Annotated in this window: 22 protein-coding genes and 4 tRNA genes; 4 read left to right on the forward strand and 22 right to left on the reverse strand. The window is 51.8% G+C overall.

Annotated elements, in window-relative coordinates; all coding sequences use genetic code 11:
• Nucleotides 1-117 precede the first annotated feature (117 nt).
• From FEK66_RS19550 to trxA, 18 genes are all read right to left on the reverse strand, one after another.
• Nucleotides 118-194: transfer RNA gene (locus tag FEK66_RS19550), tRNA-Pro, on the reverse strand.
• A gap of 42 nt (nt 195-236) precedes the next feature.
• Nucleotides 237-323, reverse strand: a tRNA-Leu gene (locus FEK66_RS19555).
• A 20-nt stretch (nt 324-343) separates the two neighbouring features.
• Nucleotides 344-419 (reverse strand) — tRNA-His (locus FEK66_RS19560).
• Between the two features lie 58 nt (nt 420-477).
• A tRNA-Arg gene (locus FEK66_RS19565) sits at nt 478-554 on the reverse strand.
• A gap of 102 nt (nt 555-656) precedes the next feature.
• Complete coding sequence (locus tag FEK66_RS19570) at nt 657-2,042, reverse strand: amino acid permease (protein ID WP_135408346.1); 1,386 nt, start codon at nt 2,040-2,042, stop codon at nt 657-659.
• A 190-nt stretch (nt 2,043-2,232) separates the two neighbouring features.
• On the reverse strand, nt 2,233-2,973 hold the full coding sequence (gene wecG, locus FEK66_RS19575; RefSeq protein WP_130209406.1) for a lipopolysaccharide N-acetylmannosaminouronosyltransferase: 741 nt from the start codon (nt 2,971-2,973) through the stop codon (nt 2,233-2,235).
• Nucleotides 2,974-2,975: 2 nt separating this feature from the next.
• Nucleotides 2,976-4,328 carry an ECA oligosaccharide polymerase gene (gene wzyE / locus FEK66_RS19580; protein ID WP_138211527.1) on the reverse strand — a complete coding sequence of 451 codons (1,353 nt, stop codon included), beginning with the start codon at nt 4,326-4,328 and terminating at the stop codon, nt 2,976-2,978.
• Nucleotides 4,325-5,404, reverse strand: a complete 1,080-nt coding sequence (rffT, locus tag FEK66_RS19585) for a TDP-N-acetylfucosamine:lipid II N-acetylfucosaminyltransferase (protein ID WP_135410610.1) — start codon at nt 5,402-5,404, stop codon at nt 4,325-4,327. Before rffT ends, wzyE begins: the two co-directional genes overlap by 4 nt.
• On the reverse strand, nt 5,401-6,651 hold the full coding sequence (gene wzxE, locus FEK66_RS19590) for a lipid III flippase WzxE (RefSeq protein ID WP_138211528.1): 1,251 nt from the start codon (nt 6,649-6,651) through the stop codon (nt 5,401-5,403). The genes rffT and wzxE overlap by 4 nt, the downstream gene beginning before the upstream one ends.
• Nucleotide 6,652: 1 nt before the next feature.
• On the reverse strand, nt 6,653-7,783 hold the full coding sequence (gene rffA, locus FEK66_RS19595; RefSeq protein ID WP_130209398.1) for a dTDP-4-amino-4,6-dideoxygalactose transaminase: 1,131 nt from the start codon (nt 7,781-7,783) through the stop codon (nt 6,653-6,655).
• Between the two features lie 4 nt (nt 7,784-7,787).
• Nucleotides 7,788-8,462: a dTDP-4-amino-4,6-dideoxy-D-galactose acyltransferase gene (gene rffC / locus FEK66_RS19600; RefSeq protein ID WP_131162284.1), complete on the reverse strand. Its 675-nt coding sequence runs from the start codon at nt 8,460-8,462 to the stop codon at nt 7,788-7,790.
• Nucleotides 8,463-8,502: 40 nt separating this feature from the next.
• On the reverse strand, nt 8,503-9,765 hold the full coding sequence (wecC, locus tag FEK66_RS19605) for a UDP-N-acetyl-D-mannosamine dehydrogenase (protein WP_130209394.1): 1,263 nt from the start codon (nt 9,763-9,765) through the stop codon (nt 8,503-8,505).
• Nucleotides 9,762-10,892 (reverse strand): UDP-N-acetylglucosamine 2-epimerase (non-hydrolyzing), encoded by a 1,131-nt coding sequence (wecB, locus tag FEK66_RS19610; RefSeq protein ID WP_064530529.1) that lies wholly within the window; start codon nt 10,890-10,892, stop codon nt 9,762-9,764. The genes wecC and wecB overlap by 4 nt, the downstream gene beginning before the upstream one ends.
• Nucleotides 10,893-10,947: 55 nt before the next feature.
• Nucleotides 10,948-11,994, reverse strand: a complete 1,047-nt coding sequence (wzzE, locus tag FEK66_RS19615; RefSeq protein ID WP_130209390.1) for an ECA polysaccharide chain length modulation protein — start codon at nt 11,992-11,994, stop codon at nt 10,948-10,950.
• Nucleotides 11,995-12,005: 11 nt separating this feature from the next.
• Nucleotides 12,006-13,109: a UDP-N-acetylglucosamine--undecaprenyl-phosphate N-acetylglucosaminephosphotransferase gene (wecA, locus tag FEK66_RS19620; RefSeq protein ID WP_130209388.1), complete on the reverse strand. Its 1,104-nt coding sequence runs from the start codon at nt 13,107-13,109 to the stop codon at nt 12,006-12,008.
• 238 nt (nt 13,110-13,347) lie between these two features.
• Nucleotides 13,348-14,607, reverse strand: a complete 1,260-nt coding sequence (gene rho / locus FEK66_RS19625) for a transcription termination factor Rho (protein ID WP_001054527.1) — start codon at nt 14,605-14,607, stop codon at nt 13,348-13,350.
• An 87-nt stretch (nt 14,608-14,694) separates the two neighbouring features.
• Nucleotides 14,695-14,793, reverse strand: a complete 99-nt coding sequence (rhoL, locus tag FEK66_RS19630) for a rho operon leader peptide RhoL (RefSeq protein ID WP_032145636.1) — start codon at nt 14,791-14,793, stop codon at nt 14,695-14,697.
• 139 nt (nt 14,794-14,932) lie between these two features.
• Nucleotides 14,933-15,262: a thioredoxin TrxA gene (gene trxA / locus FEK66_RS19635; protein ID WP_064530526.1), complete on the reverse strand. Its 330-nt coding sequence runs from the start codon at nt 15,260-15,262 to the stop codon at nt 14,933-14,935.
• Between the two features lie 130 nt (nt 15,263-15,392).
• Here trxA and rhlB point away from each other — a divergent pair, with 130 nt between their 5' ends.
• A complete protein-coding gene (gene rhlB, locus FEK66_RS19640) occupies nt 15,393-16,658 on the forward strand; it encodes an ATP-dependent RNA helicase RhlB (RefSeq protein WP_130209386.1) in 1,266 nt (421 codons plus the stop codon).
• Nucleotides 16,659-16,793: 135 nt separating this feature from the next.
• Nucleotides 16,794-18,278, forward strand: a complete 1,485-nt coding sequence (gppA, locus tag FEK66_RS19645) for a guanosine-5'-triphosphate,3'-diphosphate diphosphatase (protein WP_135410607.1) — start codon at nt 16,794-16,796, stop codon at nt 18,276-18,278.
• A gap of 57 nt (nt 18,279-18,335) precedes the next feature.
• Here the strand turns inward: gppA and rep are convergent, their stop codons facing one another.
• Nucleotides 18,336-20,357 carry a DNA helicase Rep gene (gene rep, locus FEK66_RS19650; RefSeq protein ID WP_001238867.1) on the reverse strand — a complete coding sequence of 674 codons (2,022 nt, stop codon included), beginning with the start codon at nt 20,355-20,357 and terminating at the stop codon, nt 18,336-18,338.
• Between the two features lie 86 nt (nt 20,358-20,443).
• Between rep and ppiC the strand changes: the two genes are divergently transcribed.
• Nucleotides 20,444-20,725 (forward strand): peptidylprolyl isomerase PpiC, encoded by a 282-nt coding sequence (gene ppiC / locus FEK66_RS19655; protein WP_001140251.1) that lies wholly within the window; start codon nt 20,444-20,446, stop codon nt 20,723-20,725.
• Between the two features lie 45 nt (nt 20,726-20,770).
• Here ppiC and ilvC read toward each other — a convergent pair whose 3' ends face one another.
• On the reverse strand, nt 20,771-22,246 hold the full coding sequence (ilvC, locus tag FEK66_RS19660; protein WP_000024951.1) for a ketol-acid reductoisomerase: 1,476 nt from the start codon (nt 22,244-22,246) through the stop codon (nt 20,771-20,773).
• Between the two features lie 149 nt (nt 22,247-22,395).
• On the opposite strand from ilvC, the gene ilvY reads away from it, so the two are divergent.
• Entirely contained in the window at nt 22,396-23,283 is an 888-nt protein-coding gene (ilvY, locus tag FEK66_RS19665) for an HTH-type transcriptional activator IlvY (protein WP_135403528.1), read from the forward strand.
• A 2-nt stretch (nt 23,284-23,285) separates the two neighbouring features.
• Here ilvY and FEK66_RS19670 read toward each other — a convergent pair whose 3' ends face one another.
• Nucleotides 23,286-23,627 (reverse strand): helix-turn-helix domain-containing protein, encoded by a 342-nt coding sequence (locus FEK66_RS19670; RefSeq protein ID WP_130258653.1) that lies wholly within the window; start codon nt 23,625-23,627, stop codon nt 23,286-23,288.
• Nucleotides 23,624-23,941, reverse strand: a complete 318-nt coding sequence (locus tag FEK66_RS19675; protein ID WP_167854263.1) for a type II toxin-antitoxin system RelE/ParE family toxin — start codon at nt 23,939-23,941, stop codon at nt 23,624-23,626. The genes FEK66_RS19670 and FEK66_RS19675 overlap by 4 nt, the downstream gene beginning before the upstream one ends.
• Nucleotides 23,942-23,996: the final 55 nt, after the last annotated feature.

A 23,996-nucleotide genomic window follows, 5' to 3' on the forward strand; every position in this document is an offset into this window, starting at 1 on the left:
ATAAGTTAAGGGCGAAATCATACCGTGTGGCAATGAGTTACTACGGGCGTTTATTGCGAAGGGAGAGTGATGAAATGCACAGAAAACAAAAAACCCCGCCGAAGCGGGGTTCAAAATTGGTCGGCGAGAGAGGATTCGAACCTCCGACCCACTGGTCCCAAACCAGTTGCGCTACCAAGCTGCGCTACTCGCCGAAATACTGCTTTTTGAATTTTTAGTTCAATTCTTTAAAGTCGTGGTGCGAGGGGGGGGACTTGAACCCCCACGTCCGTAAGAACACTAACACCTGAAGCTAGCGCGTCTACCAATTCCGCCACCTTCGCATTGTCACAACTTCTAATAATGGGGTGGCTAATGGGATTCGAACCCACGACAACTGGAATCACAATCCAGGGCTCTACCAACTGAGCTATAGCCACCACTACAAATCTTGTTACGCGGTATTACTACCACCGCAGCTCAAGCGCCGGGACTAAATGGCGCGCCCGACAGGATTCGAACCTGAGACCTCTGCCTCCGGAGGGCAGCGCTCTATCCAGCTGAGCTACGGGCGCTTAGCGCCGTTGCGGGGGTGGATAATACGGACTTCCCACCCCTCTGTCTAGTCCCTTTTTAAATAAAATGCGCGTTTGGTTACGGTTTGTGCGCTTTGCTGATTATTTCTCCAGTTTGTGCGCTTTACCGTGGCGATTAAGGCCAAAAAGTTTATAAATCGCCGTCACCGCCAGCATGAAGATGATGCCGACAAACAGCGACATACGGGTATCTTCATTAAAGTACATACCGATCAAAACGCAAATCAGGAATGCCATTGTTACGTAGTTGGCCCACGGGAACAGAATTGAGCGGAACGGATGGCTGGCAATCGCCGCTTTGTGTGCACGACGAAAACGCAGCTGGCTTATCAAAATCACAAACCACGGCACCATGCCCGGAAGCACGCTGGCGCTGTAGACGTAGACAAACACGCGCTGTGGGTTAGGGATGATGTAGTTCAGGCATGAGCCAATTAGCAGGATAACAATGGATACCGCCACTCCTGCAACCGGCACACCGTGACGGGAAACTTTCGCCATCGCCGCCGGTAACTGACGGTTTTTCGCCAGCGCATAGAGCATACGTCCGCAACTGTACATGCCGCTGTTACAGCCAGAGAGCGCAGCCGTCAGCACCACAAAGTTGATAATGCCCGCCGCTGCGGTAATGCCGATTTTGGCGAAAGTCAGTACAAACGGGCTGCCGTTGCTGCCTATTTCATTCCATGGGAAGATGGTGACGATAACGAAAATCGCGCCTACGTAGAAAATCAGGATTCGCCACAACACCTTGCCTACGGCACTGCGCAGCGTCACCTGCGGATTCTTCGCTTCACCGGCAGTAATGCCAATCAGCTCCACGCCCTGGTAGGACGCCACCACAATACACAATGCGGTCAGGAAACCTTTCCAGCCACCCGCAAAAAAACCGCCATGCTCTGTGAGATTGCTAAAACCAATCGACTGCCCGCCGTTGCCAAAGCCAAAGAAAATCACGCCCAGACCAATGACAATCATCACAATAATCGTGGTGACTTTGATCATCGCGAACCAGAACTCGATTTCACCGTACAACCGCACCGCTGCCAGATTCGCCAGTGCCACCAGCGCCACTGCGATCAATGCGGGTATCCACTGCGCCATCTCCGGGAACCAGAACTGGACATAAACGCCAATGGCGGTGATTTCTGAGATCCCCACAGCCATCCACATAAACCAGTAAGACCAGGCGGTGAGATAGCCAAAGAACGGGCTCATGTAACGATGCGCATAAACGGCGAACGAACCGGTAACCGGTTCGAGGAACAACATTTCGCCCATTGAACGCATGATGAAAAAGACGAACAGCCCGGCGATGATATAGGCCAACAATACGGATGGCCCGGCCCATTTCAGGGTACTGGCGGCCCCCATAAACAGGCCGACGCCAATGGTGCCCCCCAGGGCGATGAGTTCGATATGTCGAGCTTCCAGCCCACGCTGTAGCTCTGGTTTGTTATCTGCCATAAATCCTCGTGTTGTGTTTGCATGCTTTCCGGTGTTACCGGTTATCGTTATGGGTACATCGAGTGTTGCGAATGTTTTCGTAATTCAGGAGAAATGGCAAATAAAGCATTAAAAATTTGAATGCTTTGTGTAATAAAAAGACAGGCAGGCGACGAAGTGACCACTCCGTCGCTTTACAGAGAGAGGAAAATCAGAGATCGCCGGTGTAATGCCAGCGTAAATAACGCAGCAAACGAAGCTGGCGCTTAATGCGACTCGGCTGCGAAAGCAGTCTATAAAGCCACTCCAGTCCCAGTTTTTGCCAGATTTTCGGCGCGCGTTTTACGTGACCGGTAAAGACATCGTACGTTCCACCAACGCCCATATACAGCGCATTAGGGTGCACCAGGCGGCAGTCGCGCATGAAGATCTCCTGCTTTGGTGACCCCATTGCGACAGTGACAATTTGCGCACCACTGGCGTGAATACGCTCAAACAGCGCCTGACGCTGCTCGGGTTTAAAATAACCATCCTGGCTGCCAACGATATTCACATTCCACTGGTCGCGCAGTTTAGCTTCGGTCTGCGCCAGCACATCAGGTTTACCGCCCACAAGAAATACCGGCGTCCCTTCCTTGCCTGCGCGCGCCATTACTTCTTCCCAGAGATCGGCACCGGCAACGCGGGAAACCTGTGCCTGCGGGTACTTTTTACGCACCGACCGCACAACGCTAATGCCATCGGCATATTTAAATTCGGCAGCGTTAATTAACTCCCTGACCTCGACGTTATCTTCAATGGTCAGCATTTTTTCGGCATTAATGGCAACCAGCGTTCCCTGCTTAAGCTGCCCATCAGCGAACAGATAATCGAGGGCATGCTGCATATCACGCCAACCGATCAACTGTAAGCCACGCAGCGTATAGGTCGGTGCCGTGGTGGTGTTATTCATTGTTATCCTTCAACCTGCGTCCGGAGCGATGATTTTATTCGTTTATGAATGAGTCCGGCGCTATCAAAAAGCCAGTACAGCAGTTTTGCAATCATCAGGCTTGCGCCGAAGACCACGATAAAAAAGACGACACGCGAGACAAACGAATCCAACCCTTCGCGCGCCAGCACGATCATATTGAAGATCGCCCCGAAGCAGAAACTGTGGAGAATCGCAGCCTTATAGCGATTAGTTTCGCGGTTGCCCAGCTCATACAACCAGTCGAACCACTTGATGATCAGACCAACCACAATCGCCCCGAGAGGGATGAACAACGCGCCGCCCATAACAACCAGTGAGCCTATAAGCGTAGGCGAGATCGCCAGCCCGGAGTGGTTATTCAGCACTTCCCAGGTAAAGTAGTTGGCGGAGTTCAGCACCATACTCGGGCGACCCGGCCACAGCCAAGAAGGGATAAAGACATAGAAATCACGGACAATTGGAGCCAGGCCCTGGAAGTCGATGTTGTCGTAGTTCTGCAACAGCAGCGCCAGATTCTCCCACGGCGAGAAGGTGTCGCGGGTAAGATAGAGAAACGTATAGAACGCCTCATCGCCGCTGACGCTCATTCCATAGCGTTTTAGCGCCAGCCAGAACATGCCAACAATCCCCAGCACGCCCGCCGCCGCCAGCATCCACAACGAAATCCAGCCGCGAATAATGCCGATAAACAGGAAGATAGCGAACGCGATAATGATATTGGCGCGAGTGCCGCCGACAATCATGTAAGTCAGCAAACCAAAGGCGACCGTGCTGACGAGGAAAAACAGCCACGCTTTACTGTCCTGGCGCAGAAAGTAGACCACTAACATTGCCGGGATGAAAAAGTAAAAGAAACGCTTTAACGCCACGCCAGAGACTTCGCTGGAGAAGATCTGGCTGTAGGAGTTAAGCCGGAACAGCAAAAAACCGTTATGCATGAAAAAGATGCCAACGCTCACCAGCGCGATACCCATCAGAATCACCCACGTGAGATTGGTTTCCACGCGGTTCATGGTAAACACAGGACGGCGCGGTGCATCAGCAACGCGTTTGCGTAAACGTGTTTTGTAAGTGACGTAGTAAACTGCGTAAAATCCCCCCGCAGAAAGTAACGCCTGCAACAAGATATCTGGCGGCGCGACACCAACATCAAAGCGAAACACCAGCAAGCTGGTCAGCGGGAAGCCGAAGAAAAAGGTCAGCAAAAACAGCAATGAAAAGAAGACATTGAAGTTAAAGCGCACGCGGCGAAACTCAAACCATGTCAGCGTGGCGATAAACAGCGTGCAGAGCAGCCAGACAACAAACAGGCCGCTGAATTGCAGCAGACTCATGCGACCTCCCCGGAGGCAATAGCCAACGCCCGCTGCCAGCCTTGCAGATAGTTCGGGCTAAAGAAGGCAATGGTGTTTTTATCCACCGACGCCAGCTGGCGCTGCGCTTCATGCACAATATCTTCGTTGAGATCGTCAGTGGTAAACAGCACCGGCAAATGCTGTTCTGTCATATCCTGCCAGAACGGATTTTCCCGGTTAAGCACACAAGGAATGCCCGCCTGAATCAGTAAGCACAGCGTACCAATGCCCTGCTGGCGGGCAAAAATAAAGTAGCCGAGATCGCACTGGCGAAGTAGCGCCAGATAGGCGTCAAATTCCAGTTTTTCGCTCAGAACTTGCAGATTTTCTTCGCTGAATAACTCGAGCCCCGCCTGACGAACTTCGTCGATATACGCTTCGTTATTAGATGGATATCCCATCGGCACCACGACTTTTACCGTATCGCCAAACTGCTGATGAACAGCGCGCAAGGCGGCGATATGCTCATTGCTGCGATCGCCGGAGTTCCCTACCAAAATGGTCATTTTCCCTTCACGTTGCCGATCGTTCGCCATTGTATTGAGAGAAGGGTCCATCCGGGTTGGGAAGTAAATCAGTTCGCCCCGCACCTTTGGATGCGTTTTGGCAAAAAAGCTCAAGTCTCCCCGAGTGGCAAACACACAGCCCACTCGCTTTTGTGCCAGTCGGCGCAGAGGATAAAAGAGTTTATATTTCAATCCACTGGAAACTTCATAGAGATCTGCCCCCCAGATATGCCAGTAAAACTGGCTGGGCTTGATTCCGCCACTAAGCAGCGCCAGCCACAGCTTGGGATTGAACTGGCCGTGGAAGAAAAACCGTTGCTGGCGGTTAGCTTTCGCTTTAGCGATAACGGCTTCTGCCAGTGATTTTTTCCCAGGGAAAAATTGCACAGAAAGCGCCGGACAACTATCACTTAAGCCGTCGTCCTTGCCAGCAACCATAAACTCGCGCGCGTGCTCGCTCGTCGCGGCCAGCGCGTCATTGAAAAACCGCAGAACGGTTTGGTTATGGTGAGGGATATCCGATCCCAGTACGTGAATCAGTACAGTCATGCCCGCCTACGCCAGAGTAAAAACACGCCACAACAAAGAGAGAAATAGACGATATAGGTTGCCATGTAGGCCTGCGCCGCGCCCAGGGCGCCATGCACGGGGATCAACCAGTTGGCAAATACCATCAATAAAGTGAACTGGCTGACTTCCGCCAGAATATAAAAACGCAGCGACGCTTTGGCGATCACTAAATAACCAAAGACATAAGCGCCCACTTTCAACACATCGCCGACCAACTGCCAGGCAAAGAGATCCCGCATGGCGGTAAATTTATTCGACAACAGTAGCCAGATGGCAAAATCACGCAGTAGCCAGACGGTGAAACTCGCTGCTGCCACGGCCGGTAAAACAAATTTCAGCGACTTCACCACTTCCCGAGTGATATCGCGTTTTTCCGTTAGCCGCGACAACGTGGGCAGTAAATATACACTGAACGATGCGGTAATAAATTGCAGGTAGGCGTCGGAAATACTGCTCACCCCTTGCCAGATCCCCACTTCATCCCAGCTATACTGCGCCGCCAGCAGTTTACGCATCATGATGTACGCAACGGGCAAGGTCACCGACGTAATCAACGCCATGAGTGTAAATTTGCTCAACTGCCCTGCCAGACCGTTATCCCAGCTGGGTTTTAGATAGCTTAACGGGATAGCGCCACGCTTAATTAACATGACGGCGGCAGGCATTACCACCAGCGCGGGAATCAGCGCCAGACCAAACAACGCGCCTTCATAACCGCCAAAACGGTAACTGACATAATAAGCGATAACGCCAATCAGGCTGCCGACAATCAGCGATAACGCATTACCCGCGGCATCGCGAAAGCCTTTCATCAACGCCAGCAACAGGTTGCCCCAGGCGATCCCCATTTGCACCAGCGCCACTAAACGCACCAGCCCCTGATAGTCGGTATTACCAAACAATCCCTGGCTGATTGGCGCAGCCGCCAGCACAAAGACCAGCGCCATCAGCGTGGAGAAGCCAAGCACCATCGCAGATGAAGTGCCGACCACACGGCGCAGCTGCTGCGGATTATCGTGGTACTGGGCAACGTATTTGGTTACGCCATTAAAGATGCCCGCCCCGGCAAGCACACCGAGCACGGTTATCAACTGGCGGAAATTTGCCGCCAACCCTAGTCCTGCCGGACCAAATGACACCGCCAATAATTTACCAACCAGTAACCCAGCGCCAATCTTGACCAGCGTACTGGCCGCCGTCCACAAGGATGCTTTTGCCAGCGACATATCAGGAGAAGTAGTTCAACAAGGTCGCAATCACCGTGCGCTGATTGACGGGCGACAAGTTGTAGAACAACGGCAGGCGCAGCAGGCGCTCGCTCTCTTTGGTGGTGTAGCGATCTTCACCGTGAAACTCACCAAAGCGTTCACCCGCAGGGCAACCGTGCAGCGGAATGTAATGGAACACCGCCATGATTTCCGCTTCCTTCAGGAAGCTAATCAACGCGCTCCGGTCATCAATATCCCGCAGCTTGATGTAGAACATATGCGCGTTCTGCACGCAGTCATCCGGAATCGACGGCAGTTCGATACGCCCGGCTTTCGCCAGAGGTGCTAACGCATCGTAGTAATTTTGCCACAACGCCAGACGTTGCTGGTTGATACGTTCGGCTGCTTCCAGTTGCGCCCACAGATACGCAGCTTGCAGATCGGACATCAAATAGCTGGAGCCGATATCGCGCCATGTATATTTATCAACCTGACCACGGAAGAACTGGCTGCGGTTAGTCCCTTTTTCACGGATGATCTCGGCACGTTCAATCAACGCCTTATCATTAATCAGCGTCGCCCCGCCTTCACCGCCCGCCGTGTAGTTTTTGGTTTCATGGAAGCTAAAGCAGCCAATATGGCCAATGGTTCCCAGCGCTCGCCCTTTGTAAGTGGACATCACGCCCTGAGCGGCATCTTCCACCACAAACAGATTATGCTTTTTCGCTAACGCCATAATGGTGTCCATTTCGCAGGCCACGCCCGCGTAATGCACCGGCACAATAACGCGCGTTTTGTCGGTGATCGCCGCTTCAATCAGCGTTTCGTCGATGTTCATGGTGTCCGGGCGAACATCAACAAAAACAATTTTTGCTCCACGCAGCACAAAGGCGTTGGCGGTGGAGACAAAGGTGTAGCTCGGCATGATCACTTCATCGCCCGGTTGGATATCCAGAAGCAGCGCCGCCATCTCCAGAGAAGCGGTGCAGGATGGCGTCAGCAGTACTTTGGCGCTGCCAAAACGTTGCTCCAGCCACTGCTGGCAGCGACGGGTAAAACCGCCATCGCCGCACAGTTTGCCGCTACCCATTGCCGACTGCATATAGTCGAGTTCGGTGCCCACCACCGGCGGTGCGTTAAATGGAATCATGTGATCACCTGTATAACCAGTACGCGGTGCTTTCTACATTCGCACCACTTTGTATGTATCGTTTAAGCGCGGCGGTGTTGCCCATCTGGGTCGCCACCCGCAATGTTGTTTTACCGCGAGCATACGCCCAGTTTAGCGCCGTTTGCATCAGTTCAGCACCTGCGCCGCGTCCTGCCAGTAAACCAATGCGCGCGTCAGTGGCATTCAACTCTCGTAGAGAAACATAGCCGCGAATCTCGCCGGACGCCGCGCGTAAAACCAGGCATTGATGATCAAAGGTGCCGCGCACGGCATTTTCAATCCACTGCGCGTAAAAGCGACCACTGGCATCGGGTGCATACCACGGCATACGAAAACGGCTTTGGGCGAATGCTTCGCGGGCTAACTGGCGTAGTACTGGAATATCTGCTTCTTGAGCCACTTCCGCACGGCTTTCACTGACGTTGATCACGGGGAGCGCAAAATCCACTTCTCCTTCGACCAGCGAGAATCCCAGCTGTTGCAGGACATCTAGTTCTTCGGTATTGGATGCGGCAATTTTGGCCTGTACTCGTGACCACGGCGCCAAAACGCCTGGCGTCAGGAGCGGTGCGTCAGGACTAATGCGCACGATGGCGCTGTTAACGCCAAAAAAGGCGTTTTCCCAGGTTAGTGGTTCAATACTGGCGCGGACGGGCATTCTCTATCTCCCTCAACACAGTCGTTTACTGTAATCAGTATCAGCGCCAGACTCCTTTGGTATCCACCACATACTGCTGCTGAACATCATCGCCGCTAATGGCTTTAAACTGGCTGTGATCTACCAACATCACCAGCACATCTGCCGTCGCCAGCGCCTCGTCAAGCTGCGCCAGCGTGCAAAGTCCGGTCAGTTTTTTCGGCAACTGGTGAATATTAGGTTCAACAACTAGCGTTTCGCCGCTGTGCCACTGGGCGATCAGTTCAGCGATTTCCATCGCCGGGCTTTCGCGCAGGTCATCAATATTCGGTTTAAACGCCAGACCAAAGCAGGCAATTTTCAGTTCACTGGCGCGTTTATCAGTGGCAGCCAGACAATCAGCGACCGCCGCTTTCACCTGATCAATCACCCAGAAAGGTTTGTGATCGTTCACTTCACGCGCGGTACGGATAAGCCGCGCCTGCTGTGGGTTCTGCGCCACGATAAACCACGGGTCGACGGCAATGCAGTGACCGCCCACACCCGGACCAGGCTGGAGAATATTGACTCGTGGATGGCGATTCGCCAAACGAATCAGTTCCCAGACGTTAATTCCTTGCTCGGCACAAATCAGCGACAGTTCGTTAGCAAAAGCAATATTCACGTCGCGGAAGCTGTTTTCTGTGAGCTTACACATTTCCGCCGTCCGCGAGTTAGTGACGACACACTCACCTTCGAGGAAAATTTTGTACAGTTCGCTGGCGCGCGCCGAGCAAACTGGCGTCATGCCGCCAATGACGCGATCGTTTTTAATCAGCTCGACCATCACCTGGCCCGGCAACACGCGTTCCGGGCAATAAGCAATATTGACGTCCGCCTGCTCACCCACCTGCTGCGGGAAAGTCAGGTCCGGACGCATCTCTGCTAACCATTCTGCCATCTTCTCGGTTGAACCCACCGGCGAGGTGGATTCAAGGATCACCAACGCGCCTTTTTTCAGCACTGGCGCAATGGAGCGGGCAGCCGATTCGACGTAGGCCATATCCGGCTCATGATCGCCTTTAAATGGCGTTGGGACAGCAATCAGCCAGGCATCAGCCTCAACCGGCGTCGTGCTCGCTCGTAAAAAACCACCTTCTACGGCAGTTTTTACCACGCTCGCTAAATCAGGTTCGACGATATGGATTTCGCCACGATTGATGGTATCAACCGCTTGTTGGTTGATATCAACACCAATCACCTGTTTTTGCCGTGAGGCAAACGCAGCCGCCGTTGGCAGCCCGATATAACCCAGTCCGATAACAGAAATGGTCGCAAAACTCATAGTGATATCCGATTATTTTTTAACGCTTCCAAAATGCGAGAGCATGCCTGACCATCACCATATGGGTTATGGGCTCGGCTCATAGTTTGATATTCATCTTCGTCTTCTAAAAGACGCGTCACTTCCTCGACGATCCGTTGCTTATCCGTCCCCACCAGACGTACCGTACCTGCGGTCACCGCTTCTGGGCGTTCGGTGGTATCGCGCATCACCAGCACCGGTTTACCCAGAGAAGGTGCTTCTTCCTGAATGCCGCCAGAGTCAGTCAAAATCAACCAGGCATGGTTCATCAACCAGACAAACGGTAAATACTCCTGGGGATCAATCAAAATGACATTTTTCACATGCCCCAGAATGCGATTGACCGGCTCTCTGACATTCGGGTTAAGGTGTACCGGATAAACAATCTGGATGTCCTGATGAGTGGTAGCAATTTCAGCCAGCGCATGGCAGATTTCTTCAAAACCACGACCAAAGCTCTCACGCCTATGACCGGTCACCAGAATCATCTTTTTATCGGGGTCGATAAACGGGTAATTTGCCGCCAGTTCTGAACGCAGCGTATCGCTGCTCATTACCTGGTCGCGCACCCACAGCAGCGCATCAATTACTGTATTACCGGTAATAAATATTCGGCTGTCAGCGACGTTTTCACGCAGCAAATTTTGCCGGGAAGTTTCAGTTGGTGAGAAATGGTACATCGCCAGATGCCCGGTCAATGTACGGTTAGCCTCTTCCGGCCACGGCGAATAGAGATCGCCCGTGCGCAGTCCGGCCTCAACGTGACCAACAGGAATTCGCTGATAAAACGCTGCCAGGCTGGTTGCCAGTGTGGTGGTAGTATCACCGTGAACCAGTACAACGTCTGGTTTGAACTCGGCAAGAATAGGTTTTAGTCCTTCCAGAATCCGACAGGTTATCTCTGTCAGGCCCTGTCCTGGCTGCATTATGTTGAGATCGTAGTCAGGTACAATGGAAAAGAGTTTCAGCACCTGATCGAGCATCTCCCGATGCTGCGCAGTGACGCAAACTTTAGCCTCAAAAAAAGGATCTTTTGCCAACGCATGCACCAACGGCGCCATCTTGATGGCTTCCGGGCGCGTACCAAATACAGTCAGTACTTTCACATCGATTCTCTTCGAATAAGCGGCGAGCGCCTTTGCGCTCACCACAGCTGTGTTGCTATTTCGAGCAACGGCGGGTTAATGCGACACCAGCCCCGATCAGCCCCCCGACAATGCCCCACATAATCATCAGGAAGGCACGACGTGGGCTATCGCGTTTTACCGGTTCTTCCGGTGTACGCAAATAGCGATAGGTCTGAAAACGCGGATCCAGGGTTGGACCAACATTAAGGGTGTTTAACATGGCCCGATTCTGATCATAGTCGAGATCAAAGGCTGGGCCGACAGCCTGTAAATTTTCCAGTCGCGCCTGGAGCATCGGACGCCCCAACAGGAACATTTCTGAATCAGGTAATTCCTCGGCTGGCACGTCTGTCGCACTGCGAGAAATATTGTGTTGCTCGGCGATTTTAAGTGCCTGTTCAATACTGTTCATCCGGCGGTCGTAGATGGACTTAGCCACTTCTTCCTGACGCTTCACCTGAGCTTTCATCTGAATAGTGCGCGCCGCCCATGCGCCTTTCAGCTCATCATTCAGATGACTGGCTGCACGCTGGCTGGCAAAAGCAACATATTGACGAAGCAGGTTATTAGCATCGGGGGCAGTTTCGGCAACCAGCTTAACGCTGTCATTGACCGAGCGGGCGAAATCACCAGGAATAAACAGGATGTTGTTGATCATTTCATCCAGCAGAGCCGCATCGGCTTTACTGTTACCGACCATCCGCTGTTTGTAATAGTCAGTCTGCAACCAGAAATCGCGGCGGGTATCCCACGATGCCAGTTGCATAACAAACTCTTTATAGGCTTCATCCATAACCGATGGTTGGTCGGCAGGGGCCATATTTGAACGAACATCCAGGTTACGCAAAAATTGCTGCTGCGAGTAGTACCCGCCCAGCATATTCACGGTTGGACGATCGGTAATCGCCGTCGCACTCCACTCCTGACGCGCAAAAAAAGTATACGCTAACGCGATTAAGGCAAACGCCAGCCCCATGCCAATAATCCACAGCTTCCCAGCCCACAAGGTACGAAACAACCCACGAATATCCAGTTCATTTTCAGCGTCTTCGGCCGGTTTCCCAGGCATTGGTTGTGTCATCACATCCTCATTTATTTGGTTAAATTGGGGCTGCCACCACGATTTCTACGCAGTCTGCGTTTTACGCGCTTAATAAAGCGAGCAACTTTCCAGGCACGCTTAATGCAATATCCATAGAGGAAGAATGCTAGCAAAAAGAGCACCAGCATGACCCATTCCGGGACAAAATGAGAATATTCTGCCAGTACGCCAATAGAAGCGAGTAGCGCTGCAGCAAGGGTAATCAGCACAAATGCCTGGCGGGAAGTAAACCCGGCACGCATGATCAAATGGTGAATATGCTGACGGTCAGGTGAGAATGGACTCATGCCTTTACGCAAACGACGATACATAATCGCCACCATGTCCATCAGCGGGATAGCAATGATCCATAAGGCGGTAACCGGGCTGATTGGATGTGTGGCACCCTGGGTAGTTTCCAACAGGATCCAGATAACAGTAAAACCAATCAGCGTACTCCCCGCATCGCCCATAAAGACTTTGTAGCGACGCCCCAGAATACCAAGGTTGAGCATGATATAAGGCAGGATGGCGGCGATCATGGCAAAGCACCAGATAGCGAGGCTGGTTTGCCCGTCAAACCACAAAATCATACCGATTGCCGCAAACGAGACACAGGATAACCCGCCCAGCAAGCCATCAATACCATCAACCATGTTGAAGGCATTAATCGCCGCCCAGACAGCAAACAGCGTCAGGAAGTAACCAAACGGTCCAAGCACCATCTCCCAGGAGCCAAAGATATAACCCAAACTACTGAGATAAAGTTTGCCGAACACCATCATAACAATGCCAACAGCTGCCTGTATGGTGGCACGGATTTTTACGCTGATATCAAAACGATCATCCAGCGCGCCAATGAACACAAGCACACCGGCACAAACGAGATAGAGAGCTGCATGTGGAATATAGTAATCGACAATTCCGAATGTGAAGCAAATCCCTGCATAAACCGAAATACCCCCAACGAGCGGTATCAATCCCTGGTGACGTTTGCGGAAGTTAGGTTTATCCACTAAACCGACTTTTTTTGCCACCTTGCGGGCAAAAAACAGAAACAGTGTCGTGAATAAAAAAATACTGATGAGATCAGTACTCACTGTCAGTAAATTCACAATGCATGCTCTCAGAGAAAATTATTAGCTGAAGTATACCCACGAAGACCTTTATTCAGAAGGGAAACTACTTTCTGAATCTCTCAGAAATGAGCAAAAATCAACCAATTGATATGTAAACCGCATAAAACACCCGCAAAAACCAGGAATTTTCACACCATCACAGGTATACCGCTAAGATTACAGATATAAAAGCAAAACGCCACGTAAACACGTGGCGTTTTGCTGTAACACTAACTTATGAGCGTTTCATCATCTCGAAGAAATCATCATTGGTCTTGGTCATCGCAAGTTTATTAATGAGGAATTCCATTGCGTCGATTTCGCCCATCGGGTGAATGATTTTGCGCAGGATCCACATTTTCTGCAGCTCTTCCTGAGTGGTAAGCAACTCTTCTTTACGAGTACCAGAACGGTTGTAGTCGATTGCCGGGAAGACGCGTTTTTCAGCGATTTTACGAGAGAGGTGCAGTTCCATGTTACCTGTACCTTTAAACTCTTCGTAGATAACTTCGTCCATTTTGGAGCCGGTATCGATTAGCGCCGTTGCAATGATGGTCAGGCTGCCGCCCTCTTCCACATTACGTGCTGCGCCGAAGAAGCGTTTCGGACGATGCAGGGCGTTGGCGTCCACACCACCGGTCAACACTTTACCGGATGCCGGTACGACGGTGTTGTAGGCACGAGCCAGACGAGTGATGGAGTCGAGCAGAATAATAACGTCTTTCTTATGCTCAACCAGGCGTTTTGCCTTCTCGATCACCATTTCCGCAACCTGAACGTGGCGAGATGCTGGTTCGTCGAAGGTAGAAGCAACAACTTCACCTTTAACCAGACGCTGCATCTCGGTCACTTCTTCCGGGCGTTCGTCAATCAGCAGAACCATCAGTACGCAGTCTGGATGGTTGTAAGCGATGCTCTGAGCAATGTTCTGCAGCAGCATGGTTTTACCCGCTTTTGGCGGTGCCACAATCAGACCACGTTGCCCACGACCGATAGGCGATGCCAGATCCAGTACGCGTGCGGTTAAATCTTCGGTAGAACCGTTACCACGCTCCATACGCAGACGAGAGTTTGCGTGCAGCGGCGTTAAGTTCTCAAAGAGGATTTTGTTACGGGCGTTTTCTGGTTTGTCGAAGTTAACTTCGTTAACCTTCAGCAGCGCAAAATAGCGTTCACCTTCTTTCGGCGGGCGAATCTTACCAGAGATGGTATCACCAGTGCGGAGGTTGAAACGGCGGATTTGGCTAGGAGAAACGTAGATGTCATCAGGGCCGGCGAGGTAGGAGCTGTCTGCGGAACGGAGGAAACCAAATCCATCCTGCAATATCTCCAGTACGCCATCACCAAAGATATCTTCGCCACTCTTTGCGTGCTGCTTCAGGATGGCAAAAATAATGTCCTGCTTACGCATACGAGCCAGGTTTTCCAGCCCCATATTTTCGCCGAGAGTGATCAGCTCAGAAACCGGCGTATTCTTTAATTCGGTAAGATTCATAGTGGTGTGAGTTCTTAAACTTGGGGTAAATCTCGAACTTAATGTTGTGAATGGTATGGCAGGATCATCCATGCCTGTTTACGGTCATCAACTCATGTCTTTTCGCTGTCTGGTCACAGGAGAGTACGCAGAACTGAAACGACAAGACGGATTGAGTGACGAGCCAGAAATCTGTTCACTTCGCATTTAAGAAAAACAGGAAGCGTTGGATATTACAAGATTCAAACTTAATAAGGTATGTTTAATACGAAGTCAACATTAAGTTAGCATGACTCACGCCGGGCGTCCAGTTTTTAGCGACGGGGCACCCGAACATGAAATTCCCTTACGCCAGGTTAGCGTCGAGGAACTCTTTCAACTGACCTTTAGACAGTGCGCCCACTTTGGTTGCGGCCAATTCGCCGTTTTTGAACAGCAGCAGAGTCGGGATACCACGGATGCCATATTTCGGCGCAGTGCCAGGGTTTTGATCGATGTTCAGTTTTGCAACGGTCAGTTTGCCCTGATATTCGTCAGCGATTTCATCCAGAATCGGGGCGATCATTTTGCACGGACCGCACCACTCTGCCCAGAAATCAACGAGGATCGCCCCGTCCGCTTTGAGTACATCCGTGTCAAAACTGTCGTCAGTCAGGTGAATAATTTTATCGCTCATATATAACTCCACAGGAATAAGCCTGGCGTGTTGGTTTCGTTGTTGGTGTAACATTAACCAACTAAAGGTTGACTTTATTTCACCGGATACGCTTTCGTAAAGCAATAGTAAGCTGATATTCTACCACACTATGAGCAAAACACATTTAACAGAACAGAAGTTTTCCGACTTCGCCCTGCATCCGAAAGTTGTAGAAGCCCTTGAAAAAAAAGGGTTTCATAACTGTACGCCCATTCAGGCACTGGCCCTTCCGCTAACGCTGGTGGGTCGTGACGTAGCCGGGCAGGCGCAAACCGGTACCGGAAAAACGATGGCGTTTCTTACGTCAACGTTTCATTATCTTCTCTCTCATCCTGCGATTGCCGATCGCAAGGTGAATCAACCGCGTGCCTTAATTATGGCACCGACGCGTGAACTTGCCGTGCAGATCCACGCCGATGCGGAGCCACTGGCGCAAGCTACTGGCCTGAAATTGGGTCTGGCTTACGGTGGCGACGGCTACGACAAACAGCTGAAAGTGCTGGAAAGCGGCGTTGACATTTTGATTGGCACTACGGGTCGTTTGATCGACTACGCCAAACAGAACCACATCAACCTCGGCGCCATTCAGGTAGTGGTGCTGGACGAAGCCGATCGTATGTACGATCTGGGCTTTATTAAAGATATCCGCTGGCTGTTCCGCCGTATGCCGCCTGCAAACCAGCGTCTCAACATGCTGTTCTCCGCCACGCTTTCGTACCGGGTACGTGAACTGGCGTTCGAGCAGATGAACAATGCCGAATATATTGAAGTGGAACCGGAACAGAAAACGGGCCACCGCATTAAAGAAGAACTTTTCTACCCTTCTAACGAAGAAAAGATGCGTTTATTGCAAACGCTGATCGAAGAAGAGTGGCCAGACAGAGCGATTATTTTCGCCAACACCAAACATCGTTGTGAAGAGATCTGGGGTCACCTGGCGGCAGATGGTCATCGTGTTGGCCTGTTAACGGGTGATGTAGCGCAGAAAAAACGTCTGCGTATTCTTGATGAATTTACCCGTGGTGATTTGGATATTCTGGTTGCCACCGATGTTGCCGCGCGTGGCCTGCATATCCCGGCTGTGACGCACGTCTTTAACTACGATTTACCCGATGACTGTGAAGATTACGTTCACCGTATTGGTCGTACAGGTCGCGCTGGCGCAAGTGGTCATTCCATCAGCCTGGCATGTGAAGAGTATGCATTGAATTTGCCTGCTATTGAGACCTATATTGGTCACTCAATTCCGGTAAGCAAATACAATCCGGACGCATTGATGACCGATCTGCCAAAACCGCTGCGCCTCACGCGCCCGCGTACAGGCAATGGTCCGCGTCGTACTGGCGCTCCGCGTAATCGTCGTCGTTCAGGTTAAATAAAAAATGTCATACTCAAAATCATTCAAACTGTATCAAGATGGCAAGAGAATGAATCCCGACGAGCTTATTGTAGTAAGTGATTTGGGTGAAAGAACGCAGCCAACGCAGAGACAGATTGAAGGATGAAGAGTATGGGTTCCACCTCGTCGCTTTATGCCGCTATTGATCTCGGTTCGAATAGTTTTCATATGCTGGTTGTGCGCGAGGTGGCTGGCAGTATCCAGACGCTGACGCGAATTAAACGCAAAGTGCGTCTGGCTGCTGGCCTGAACAGCGAAAATGCCCTGTCTAATGAAGCAATGGAGCGCGGCTGGCAATGCCTGCGTCTGTTTGCTGAACGTTTGCAAGATATCCCTCCCTCGCAAATTCGCGTTGTCGCCACGGCGACGTTACGTCTTGCCGTCAATGCTGGTGATTTCATCGCTAAAGCGCAGGAAATCCTTGGCTGTCCGGTACAGGTCATTAGCGGTGAAGAGGAAGCACGCCTGATTTATCAGGGCGTTGCTCACACCACTGGCGGTGCCGATCAGCGCCTGGTGGTAGATATCGGCGGCGCCAGTACTGAACTGGTAACCGGCACCGGCGCACAAACGACGTCCTTGTTCAGCCTGTCTATGGGCTGCGTTACCTGGCTTGAGCGCTATTTTGCCGATCGTAATCTGGGGCAAGAAAACTTTGTCGCAGCCGAACAAGCCGCGCGCGAAGTGCTACGTCCAGTTGCCGATGAATTGCGCTATCACGGCTGGAAGGTGTGCGTTGGTGCTTCCGGCACCGTGCAGGCTTTGCAGGAAATCATGATGGCGCAGGGTATGGATGAACGCATTACCCTGGCGAAATTGCAGCAACTGAAACAGCGCGCTATTCACTGTGGCAGGCTGGAAGAGTTGGAAATCGAAGGGCTGACGCTGGAACGCGCGTTAGTATTCCCAAGTGGTCTGGCGATCCTGATAGCCATTTTTACCGAGCTGAATATCCAGTGTATGACGCTGGCCGGCGGCGCACTACGTGAAGGCCTGGTTTACGGCATGTTACATCTGGCGGTCGAGCAGGATATTCGCAGCCGAACACTGCGTAATATTCAACGTCGCTTTATGATTGATACCGATCAAGCACAGCGTGTGGCTAAACTCGCCGCTAACTTGTTCGATCAGGTCGAAAATACCTGGCATCTTGAAGCGATTAGCCGCGATTTACTGGTCAGTGCCTGTCAGCTTCATGAAATTGGCCTTAGCGTTGATTTCAAACAAGCGCCGCAACATGCCGCTTATCTGGTGCGTAACCTGGATCTTCCCGGTTTTACCCCCGCGCAGAAAAAGCTGCTGGCGACGTTATTACTCAACCAGACGAATCCGGTCGATCTCTCATCGCTGCATCAGCAAAATGCCGTACCGCCGCGCGTCGCAGAACAACTCTGTCGTTTACTGCGCCTCGCCATCATTTTTGCCAGCCGTCGTCGTGATGATTTAGTACCAGATATTAAATTACAGGCCGATCATGAGCAGTTGACCTTAACGCTGCCACAAGGTTGGCTGACCCAGCATCCGCTGGGTACAGAGGTTATCGATCAGGAAAGCCAGTGGCAGAGCTATGTCCACTGGCCGCTGGAAGTGCATTAACGTGCAAGGTGCTGGATGCGATGCTGACGCATCTTTTCCGGCTTCCCCAGGGAGTGATTATTTCCCTCGTTTTGCCGCCATCATCGCTTTCAGATTCGCCAGATGGCTTTGCCCTTTCTGCATCCGTTCTTCGGCGCTGACCACTTTACGCTCCTGTTCCCAAATCAGATCATCCTGCGGCAGCTCCAGTAAAAATCGGCTCGGCTCCGGGCGCACCAGTTCACCGTACTGACGACGCTCTTTACATAGCGTAAAGGTCAATTCCTTCTGGGCGCGGGTGATGCCGACATAGGCCAGCCGCCGCTCCTCATCGATATTGTCTTCATCGATGCTGCTCTGGTGCGGCAAAAATCCTTCTTCCATACCGACCATGTAGACATAGGGAAACTCCAGCCCTTTCGACGCGTGCAGGGTCATCAGTTGCACCTGATCCAGTTCTTCCTCGCTTTCCCCCCGTTCCATCATGTCGCGAAGAGTAAAGCGCGTCACCACTTGGGTTAACGTCATCGGCTCATCCAGTTCGCTGCCTTCCAGCATCTCCGTCATCCAGCTAAATAACTGGTTAACGTTCTTCATTCGCATTTCGGCAGCTTTCGGACTGGGCGATGTTTCATACAGCCAGGATTCATAATCCATGCCGTGGATCAGATCACGCACCGCGGCAATCGGCTCCCGCTCCGCCAGACGCTGGATTTCTGCCAACCAGTGAGTGAAGCGGGTCAATGCTTCATAACCACGTCCGCTAAGCGTCTGACTCAGGCCCATATCAAAGCTGGCGGTAAACATGCTTTTATTGCGCGTCATCGCCCACTCACCCAGCTTTTTCAGCGTAGCCGGGCCAATCTCTCGCTTCGGCGTGTTAACGATACGCAGAAATGCGCTGTCATCGTCCGGGTTAGTCAGCACGCGCAGATAAGCCAGCAAATCCTTGATTTCAGGACGAGAGAAAAACGACGTACCACCGGATATTTTGTACGGGATGCGGTTTTGCATCAGGAATTTTTCAAACACCCGCGACTGATGGTTACCGCGATAAAGGATGGCGTAATCTTTGTACTGCGTTTTATTGACGAAGTGATGCGCAATCAGTTCACCGGTGACGCGCTCGGCTTCATGTTCCTCGTTATTCGCGCTTAAAACTTTTAGCTCCGCGCCGTAGCCCAGTTCGGAGAACAGACGCTTTTCAAAGACGTGCGGGTTATTGGCGATCAGAATATTCGCCGCTTTCAGAATACGCCCGGAAGAGCGGTAGTTCTGCTCGAGTTTAATCACCTTCAACGCCGGGAAATCCTGACTCAGCAGCACCAGGTTTTGCGGACGTGCGCCGCGCCAGGAGTAGATCGACTGGTCATCGTCACCCACCACGGTAAAGCGCGCGCGGCTGCCCACCAGCAGTTTCACCAGCTCATACTGGCTGGTGTTGGTGTCCTGATATTCATCCACCAGCAGGTAGCGAATTTTGTTCTGCCAGCGCTCGCGTACTTCTTCATTGCGTTGCAGAAGTAACGTCGGCAATAAAATCAGATCGTCGAAGTCGAGAACATTGCACGCTTTCAGGTGCGCATCATACAGTCCATAACAATGGGCAAAAATTCGATCCCGCTCGCCCTTTGCCTCTGCCGCCGCCTGCGCCGGTGTTTTTAGATCGTTTTTCCAATTGGAGATGGTCGAAATTAGCTGTTGCAAGAGAACTTTATCATCTTCGATCAGCCCTTCGGTCAACTCTTTAAGCAAAGCAAGCTGATCGGTATCGTCAAACAACGAGAAGTTTGCCTTCATCCCCAATGCTGCATACTCGCGTTTGATGATATCCAGCCCCAGCGTGTGGAAGGTGGAGATCATCAGCCCGCGCGCCTCTTTACGCCCCAGCGTCTGCCCGACACGCTCTTTCATCTCGCGCGCCGCCTTATTGGTAAAGGTCACCGCCGCGATATGTCGCGCCTGATAACCGCAACCGCGGATCAGATGGGCGATTTTATTGGTGATAACACGAGTTTTACCGGAACCCGCGCCCGCCAGCACCAGGCAGGGGCCGGTAACGAATTCGACAGCTTGTTGTTGGCCGGGGTTTAGACGCATAGGAAAATCGCTCAATGAAAGTCGGGAGGGGAAAATAACAGCGTGGTAGTATAGCCAGCCTCATCCTTACCACTCAAGGCACGATCATGGCAAAAACAGCAGCAGCACTGCATATCCTTGTAAAAGAAGAGAAACTGGCTCTGGATCTTCTCGAGCAGATTAAGAACGGTGCCGATTTCGGCAAGCTGGCGAAGAAACACTCCATTTGCCCATCAGGCAAACGCGGCGGTGATTTAGGTGAATTCCGCCAGGGTCAGATGGTTCCGGCGTTCGATAAAGTGGTTTTCTCTTGTCCTGTACTGGAGCCAACCGGCCCGCTGCACACCCAGTTCGGTTACCACATCATTAAGGTGTTATACCGCAACTAACAGCAAGGCCTTCTCCAGGAGAAGGCCTTGAACTCTGAATCGCTATTAACCCGCAACAGCAATACGTTTCATATCCGTCATATAGCCGCGCAGTTTCTTACCTACCTGCTCAATCGCATGGCTGCGAATCGCTTCATTCACATCACGCAGCTGCGCGTTATCTACCGCACCTTCCGGAATAGCTTTACCCAGGTCGCCCGGTTGCAGCTCTGCCATAAACGGTTTCAGCAGCGGCACACAAGCGTAAGAGAACAGATAGTTACCGTACTCGGCGGTATCAGAGATAACCACGTTCATTTCGTACAGACGCTTACGGGCGATGGTGTTGGCAATCAGCGGCAGTTCGTGCAGTGATTCATAGTAGGCAGACTCTTCAATGATGCCTGAATCAACCATGGTTTCAAACGCCAGCTCAACGCCAGCTTTTACCATCGCGATCATCAGTACGCCCTTATCGAAGTACTCCTGCTCGCCGATTTTGCCTTCATACTGCGGCGCGGTTTCGAACGCGGTTTTGCCGGTTTCTTCACGCCAGGTCAGCAGTTTCTTATCGTCGTTGGCCCAGTCCGCCATCATGCCGGAGGAGAATTCGCCGGAGATGATGTCGTCCATATGTTTCTGGAACAGCGGTGCCATGATCTCTTTCAGTTGTTCTGACAGCGCGTAAGCACGCAGTTTCGCCGGGTTAGAGAGACGGTCCATCATCAGCGTGATGCCGCCCTGTTTCAGCGCTTCGGTGATGGTTTCCCAACCGAACTGAATCAGTTTTTCTGCGTATGCCGGATCGGTGCCTTCTTCCACCAGCTTGTCGAAGCACAGCAGAGAGCCAGCCTGCAACATACCGCACAGAATAGTTTGCTCGCCCATCAGGTCAGATTTCACTTCCGCAACGAAGGAAGATTCCAGCACGCCCGCACGGTGGCCACCGGTTGCTGCCGCCCATGCTTTAGCGATCGCCATGCCTTCGCCTTTCGGATCGTTTTCCGGATGAACGGCAATCAGCGTCGGTACGCCGAATCCACGTTTGTACTCTTCACGTACTTCGGTGCCAGGGCATTTCGGCGCAACCATTACTACGGTGATGTCTTTACGGATCTGCTCGCCCACTTCGACGATGTTGAAACCGTGCGAGTAACCCAGCGCCGCGCCGTCTTTCATCAGTGGCTGTACGGTGCGCACTACATCAGAGTGCTGCTTGTCCGGCGTCAGGTTAACCACCAAATCCGCCTGCGGGATCAGTTCTTCGTAAGTACCCACTTTAAAACCATTTTCGGTCGCTTTACGCCAGGATGCGCGTTTCTCAGCGATTGCTTCTTTACGCAGAGCGTAGGAGATATCGAGACCAGAATCACGCATGTTCAGGCCCTGATTCAGACCCTGTGCGCCACAGCCGACGATGACCACTTTTTTACCCTGAAGGTAGCTCGCGCCGTCGGCGAATTCATCGCGCCCCATAAAGCGACATTTGCCCAGCTGTGCCAGCTGCTGGCGCAGGTTCAGTGTATTGAAGTAGTTAGCCATGGTGATTCCTCGTGATGTTGTGCTTCTTATTGTTCGGTTCGCGTTTGCGAGATTGAATTCACTATATGACAGGAAATTTATTGCGGAAATTGATATATTCACAACGTCACATTGCAATTTCTGCAACGTCAAGATTGAGGGCTGCGCCATTGGATTTACGCGATCTGAAAACCTTCCTGCATCTGGCGGAAAGCCGCCATTTTGGCCGCAGCGCGCGGGCGATGCACGTAAGCCCATCCACGCTCTCACGGCAGATTCAGCGCCTGGAAGAAGATCTTGGTCAGCCGCTGTTTGTGCGCGATAACCGCACGGTAACGCTGACGGAAGCGGGGGAAGAGCTGCGTGTTTTCGCCCAGCAAACGTTGTTGCAGTATCAGCAACTGCGCCACACCATCGATCAGCAAGGGCCGTCGCTCTCTGGAGAATTACATATCTTCTGCTCGGTGACCGCCGCTTACAGCCATCTTCCTCCGATTCTCGACCGCTTCCGCGCGGAACATCCGTCAGTGGAGATTAAACTCACTACTGGTGATGCGGCAGATGCGATGGAAAAGGTGGTCACTGGCGAAGCGGATCTGGCAATTGCTGGTAAACCGGAAACCTTGCCCGGCGCAGTGGCGTTTTCGATGCTGGAGAATCTGACGGTGGTGCTGATCGCGCCTGCCCTACCGTGCCCGGTGCGTAATCAGGTTTCGGTAGAGAAGCCGGACTGGTCTACAGTGCCGTTTATCATGGCCGATCAGGGACCGGTACGCCGCCGCATTGAACTGTGGTTTCGACGCAATAAAATCAGCAACCCGATGATTTACGCCACGGTTGGCGGACATGAAGCGATGGTATCGATGGTGGCGCTCGGCTGCGGCGTGGCCTTGTTGCCGGAAGTGGTGCTGGAAAACAGCCCGGAACCAGTACGTAACCGCGTGATGATTTTAGAGCGCAGCGATGAGAAAACGCCGTTTGAGCTGGGCGTTTGCGCACAAAAAAAGCGGCTGCATGAGCCGCTGATTGAGGCGTTCTGGAAGATTTTGCCGAATTAGTTTTACGGCCCCACCATTACCCGAACGGGCTTCCCAATACGACTTAGCATATTCACCAAAGCATCGATGGTGAATTTGCTGCATTTCTTGTTGACGACATCAGAGACGCGCGGCCGTGATATATGTAAAACGGTTGCCACCTCGGCTTGCTTCATCTGGTTTTGCTTAATCCAGAGGGTAATTTCTTCCATGAGCTGTTCTTTGATGACTAACGTGTTTTCAATTTCACTCAGGGAATCAGCGTAAAGCTTTTCAGCTTCCTGCTTATCAAACCCCAAATCAGCAAAAACATTACCGCCAGATGGCGTCACATGGCGAATATCACTATCAGTTTTGGCAATCACAGGCTGTTTCTCCGTTGTTGCACCACCCGGTTATAACGCGTTCTGGCGATGTTTTTATCGTGCTGACTGGTTTGTTGCGTCTGTTTCTGGAAACTATGCAAAACGTAGAGCGCTTCTACGAACTTCGCAACATACATAACGCGATAGATGCCATTGTTGTCACGAATACGAATTTCATTTACCCCAGCCCCAATTTCTGAAAACGGTTTCCAGTCATCGGGTTCAATTCCATACTGAATTTTGTGAAGCTGATAACCGACGGCTTTACGTACCGTTTTGGGAAAAGCCAGGAGATCCTCCAGAGAAGATCCCACCCATCGAATTTCTTTTTCATTGGAGAGAGCTAGGGAGAGTAACATAATATCCTTG

This window comes from Escherichia sp. E1130 (assembly GCF_005781065.1).
Classification (GTDB): Bacteria; Pseudomonadota; Gammaproteobacteria; order Enterobacterales; family Enterobacteriaceae; genus Escherichia.

Bases quoted from the DNA above. Each gene is read 5' to 3' on its own strand.
- rep (WP_001238867.1), bottom strand. From the start codon at position 20,357: ATGCGTCTAAACCCCGGCCAACAACAAGCTGTCGAATTCGTTACCGGC.
- wzxE (WP_138211528.1), bottom strand. From the start codon at position 6,651: ATGTCGCTGGCAAAAGCATCCTTGTGGACGGCGGCCAGTACGCTGGTC.
- wzzE (WP_130209390.1), bottom strand. From the start codon at position 11,994: ATGACACAACCAATGCCTGGGAAACCGGCCGAAGACGCTGAAAATGAA.
- wzyE (WP_138211527.1), bottom strand. From the start codon at position 4,328: ATGAGTCTGCTGCAATTCAGCGGCCTGTTTGTTGTCTGGCTGCTCTGC.
- FEK66_RS19570 (WP_135408346.1), bottom strand. From the start codon at position 2,042: ATGGCAGATAACAAACCAGAGCTACAGCGTGGGCTGGAAGCTCGACAT.
- rho (WP_001054527.1), bottom strand. From the start codon at position 14,607: ATGAATCTTACCGAATTAAAGAATACGCCGGTTTCTGAGCTGATCACT.
- rffA (WP_130209398.1), bottom strand. From the start codon at position 7,783: ATGATTCCATTTAACGCACCGCCGGTGGTGGGCACCGAACTCGACTAT.
- ilvC (WP_000024951.1), bottom strand. From the start codon at position 22,246: ATGGCTAACTACTTCAATACACTGAACCTGCGCCAGCAGCTGGCACAG.
- wecC (WP_130209394.1), bottom strand. From the start codon at position 9,765: ATGAGTTTTGCGACCATTTCTGTTATCGGACTGGGTTATATCGGGCTG.
- wecG (WP_130209406.1), bottom strand. From the start codon at position 2,973: ATGAATAACACCACCACGGCACCGACCTATACGCTGCGTGGCTTACAG.
- rhlB (WP_130209386.1), top strand. From the start codon at position 15,393: ATGAGCAAAACACATTTAACAGAACAGAAGTTTTCCGACTTCGCCCTG.
- rffT (WP_135410610.1), bottom strand. From the start codon at position 5,404: ATGACTGTACTGATTCACGTACTGGGATCGGATATCCCTCACCATAAC.
- trxA (WP_064530526.1), bottom strand. From the start codon at position 15,262: ATGAGCGATAAAATTATTCACCTGACTGACGACAGTTTTGACACGGAT.
- rhoL (WP_032145636.1), bottom strand. From the start codon at position 14,793: ATGCGAAGTGAACAGATTTCTGGCTCGTCACTCAATCCGTCTTGTCGT.
- ppiC (WP_001140251.1), top strand. From the start codon at position 20,444: ATGGCAAAAACAGCAGCAGCACTGCATATCCTTGTAAAAGAAGAGAAA.
- rffC (WP_131162284.1), bottom strand. From the start codon at position 8,462: ATGCCCGTCCGCGCCAGTATTGAACCACTAACCTGGGAAAACGCCTTT.
- gppA (WP_135410607.1), top strand. From the start codon at position 16,794: ATGGGTTCCACCTCGTCGCTTTATGCCGCTATTGATCTCGGTTCGAAT.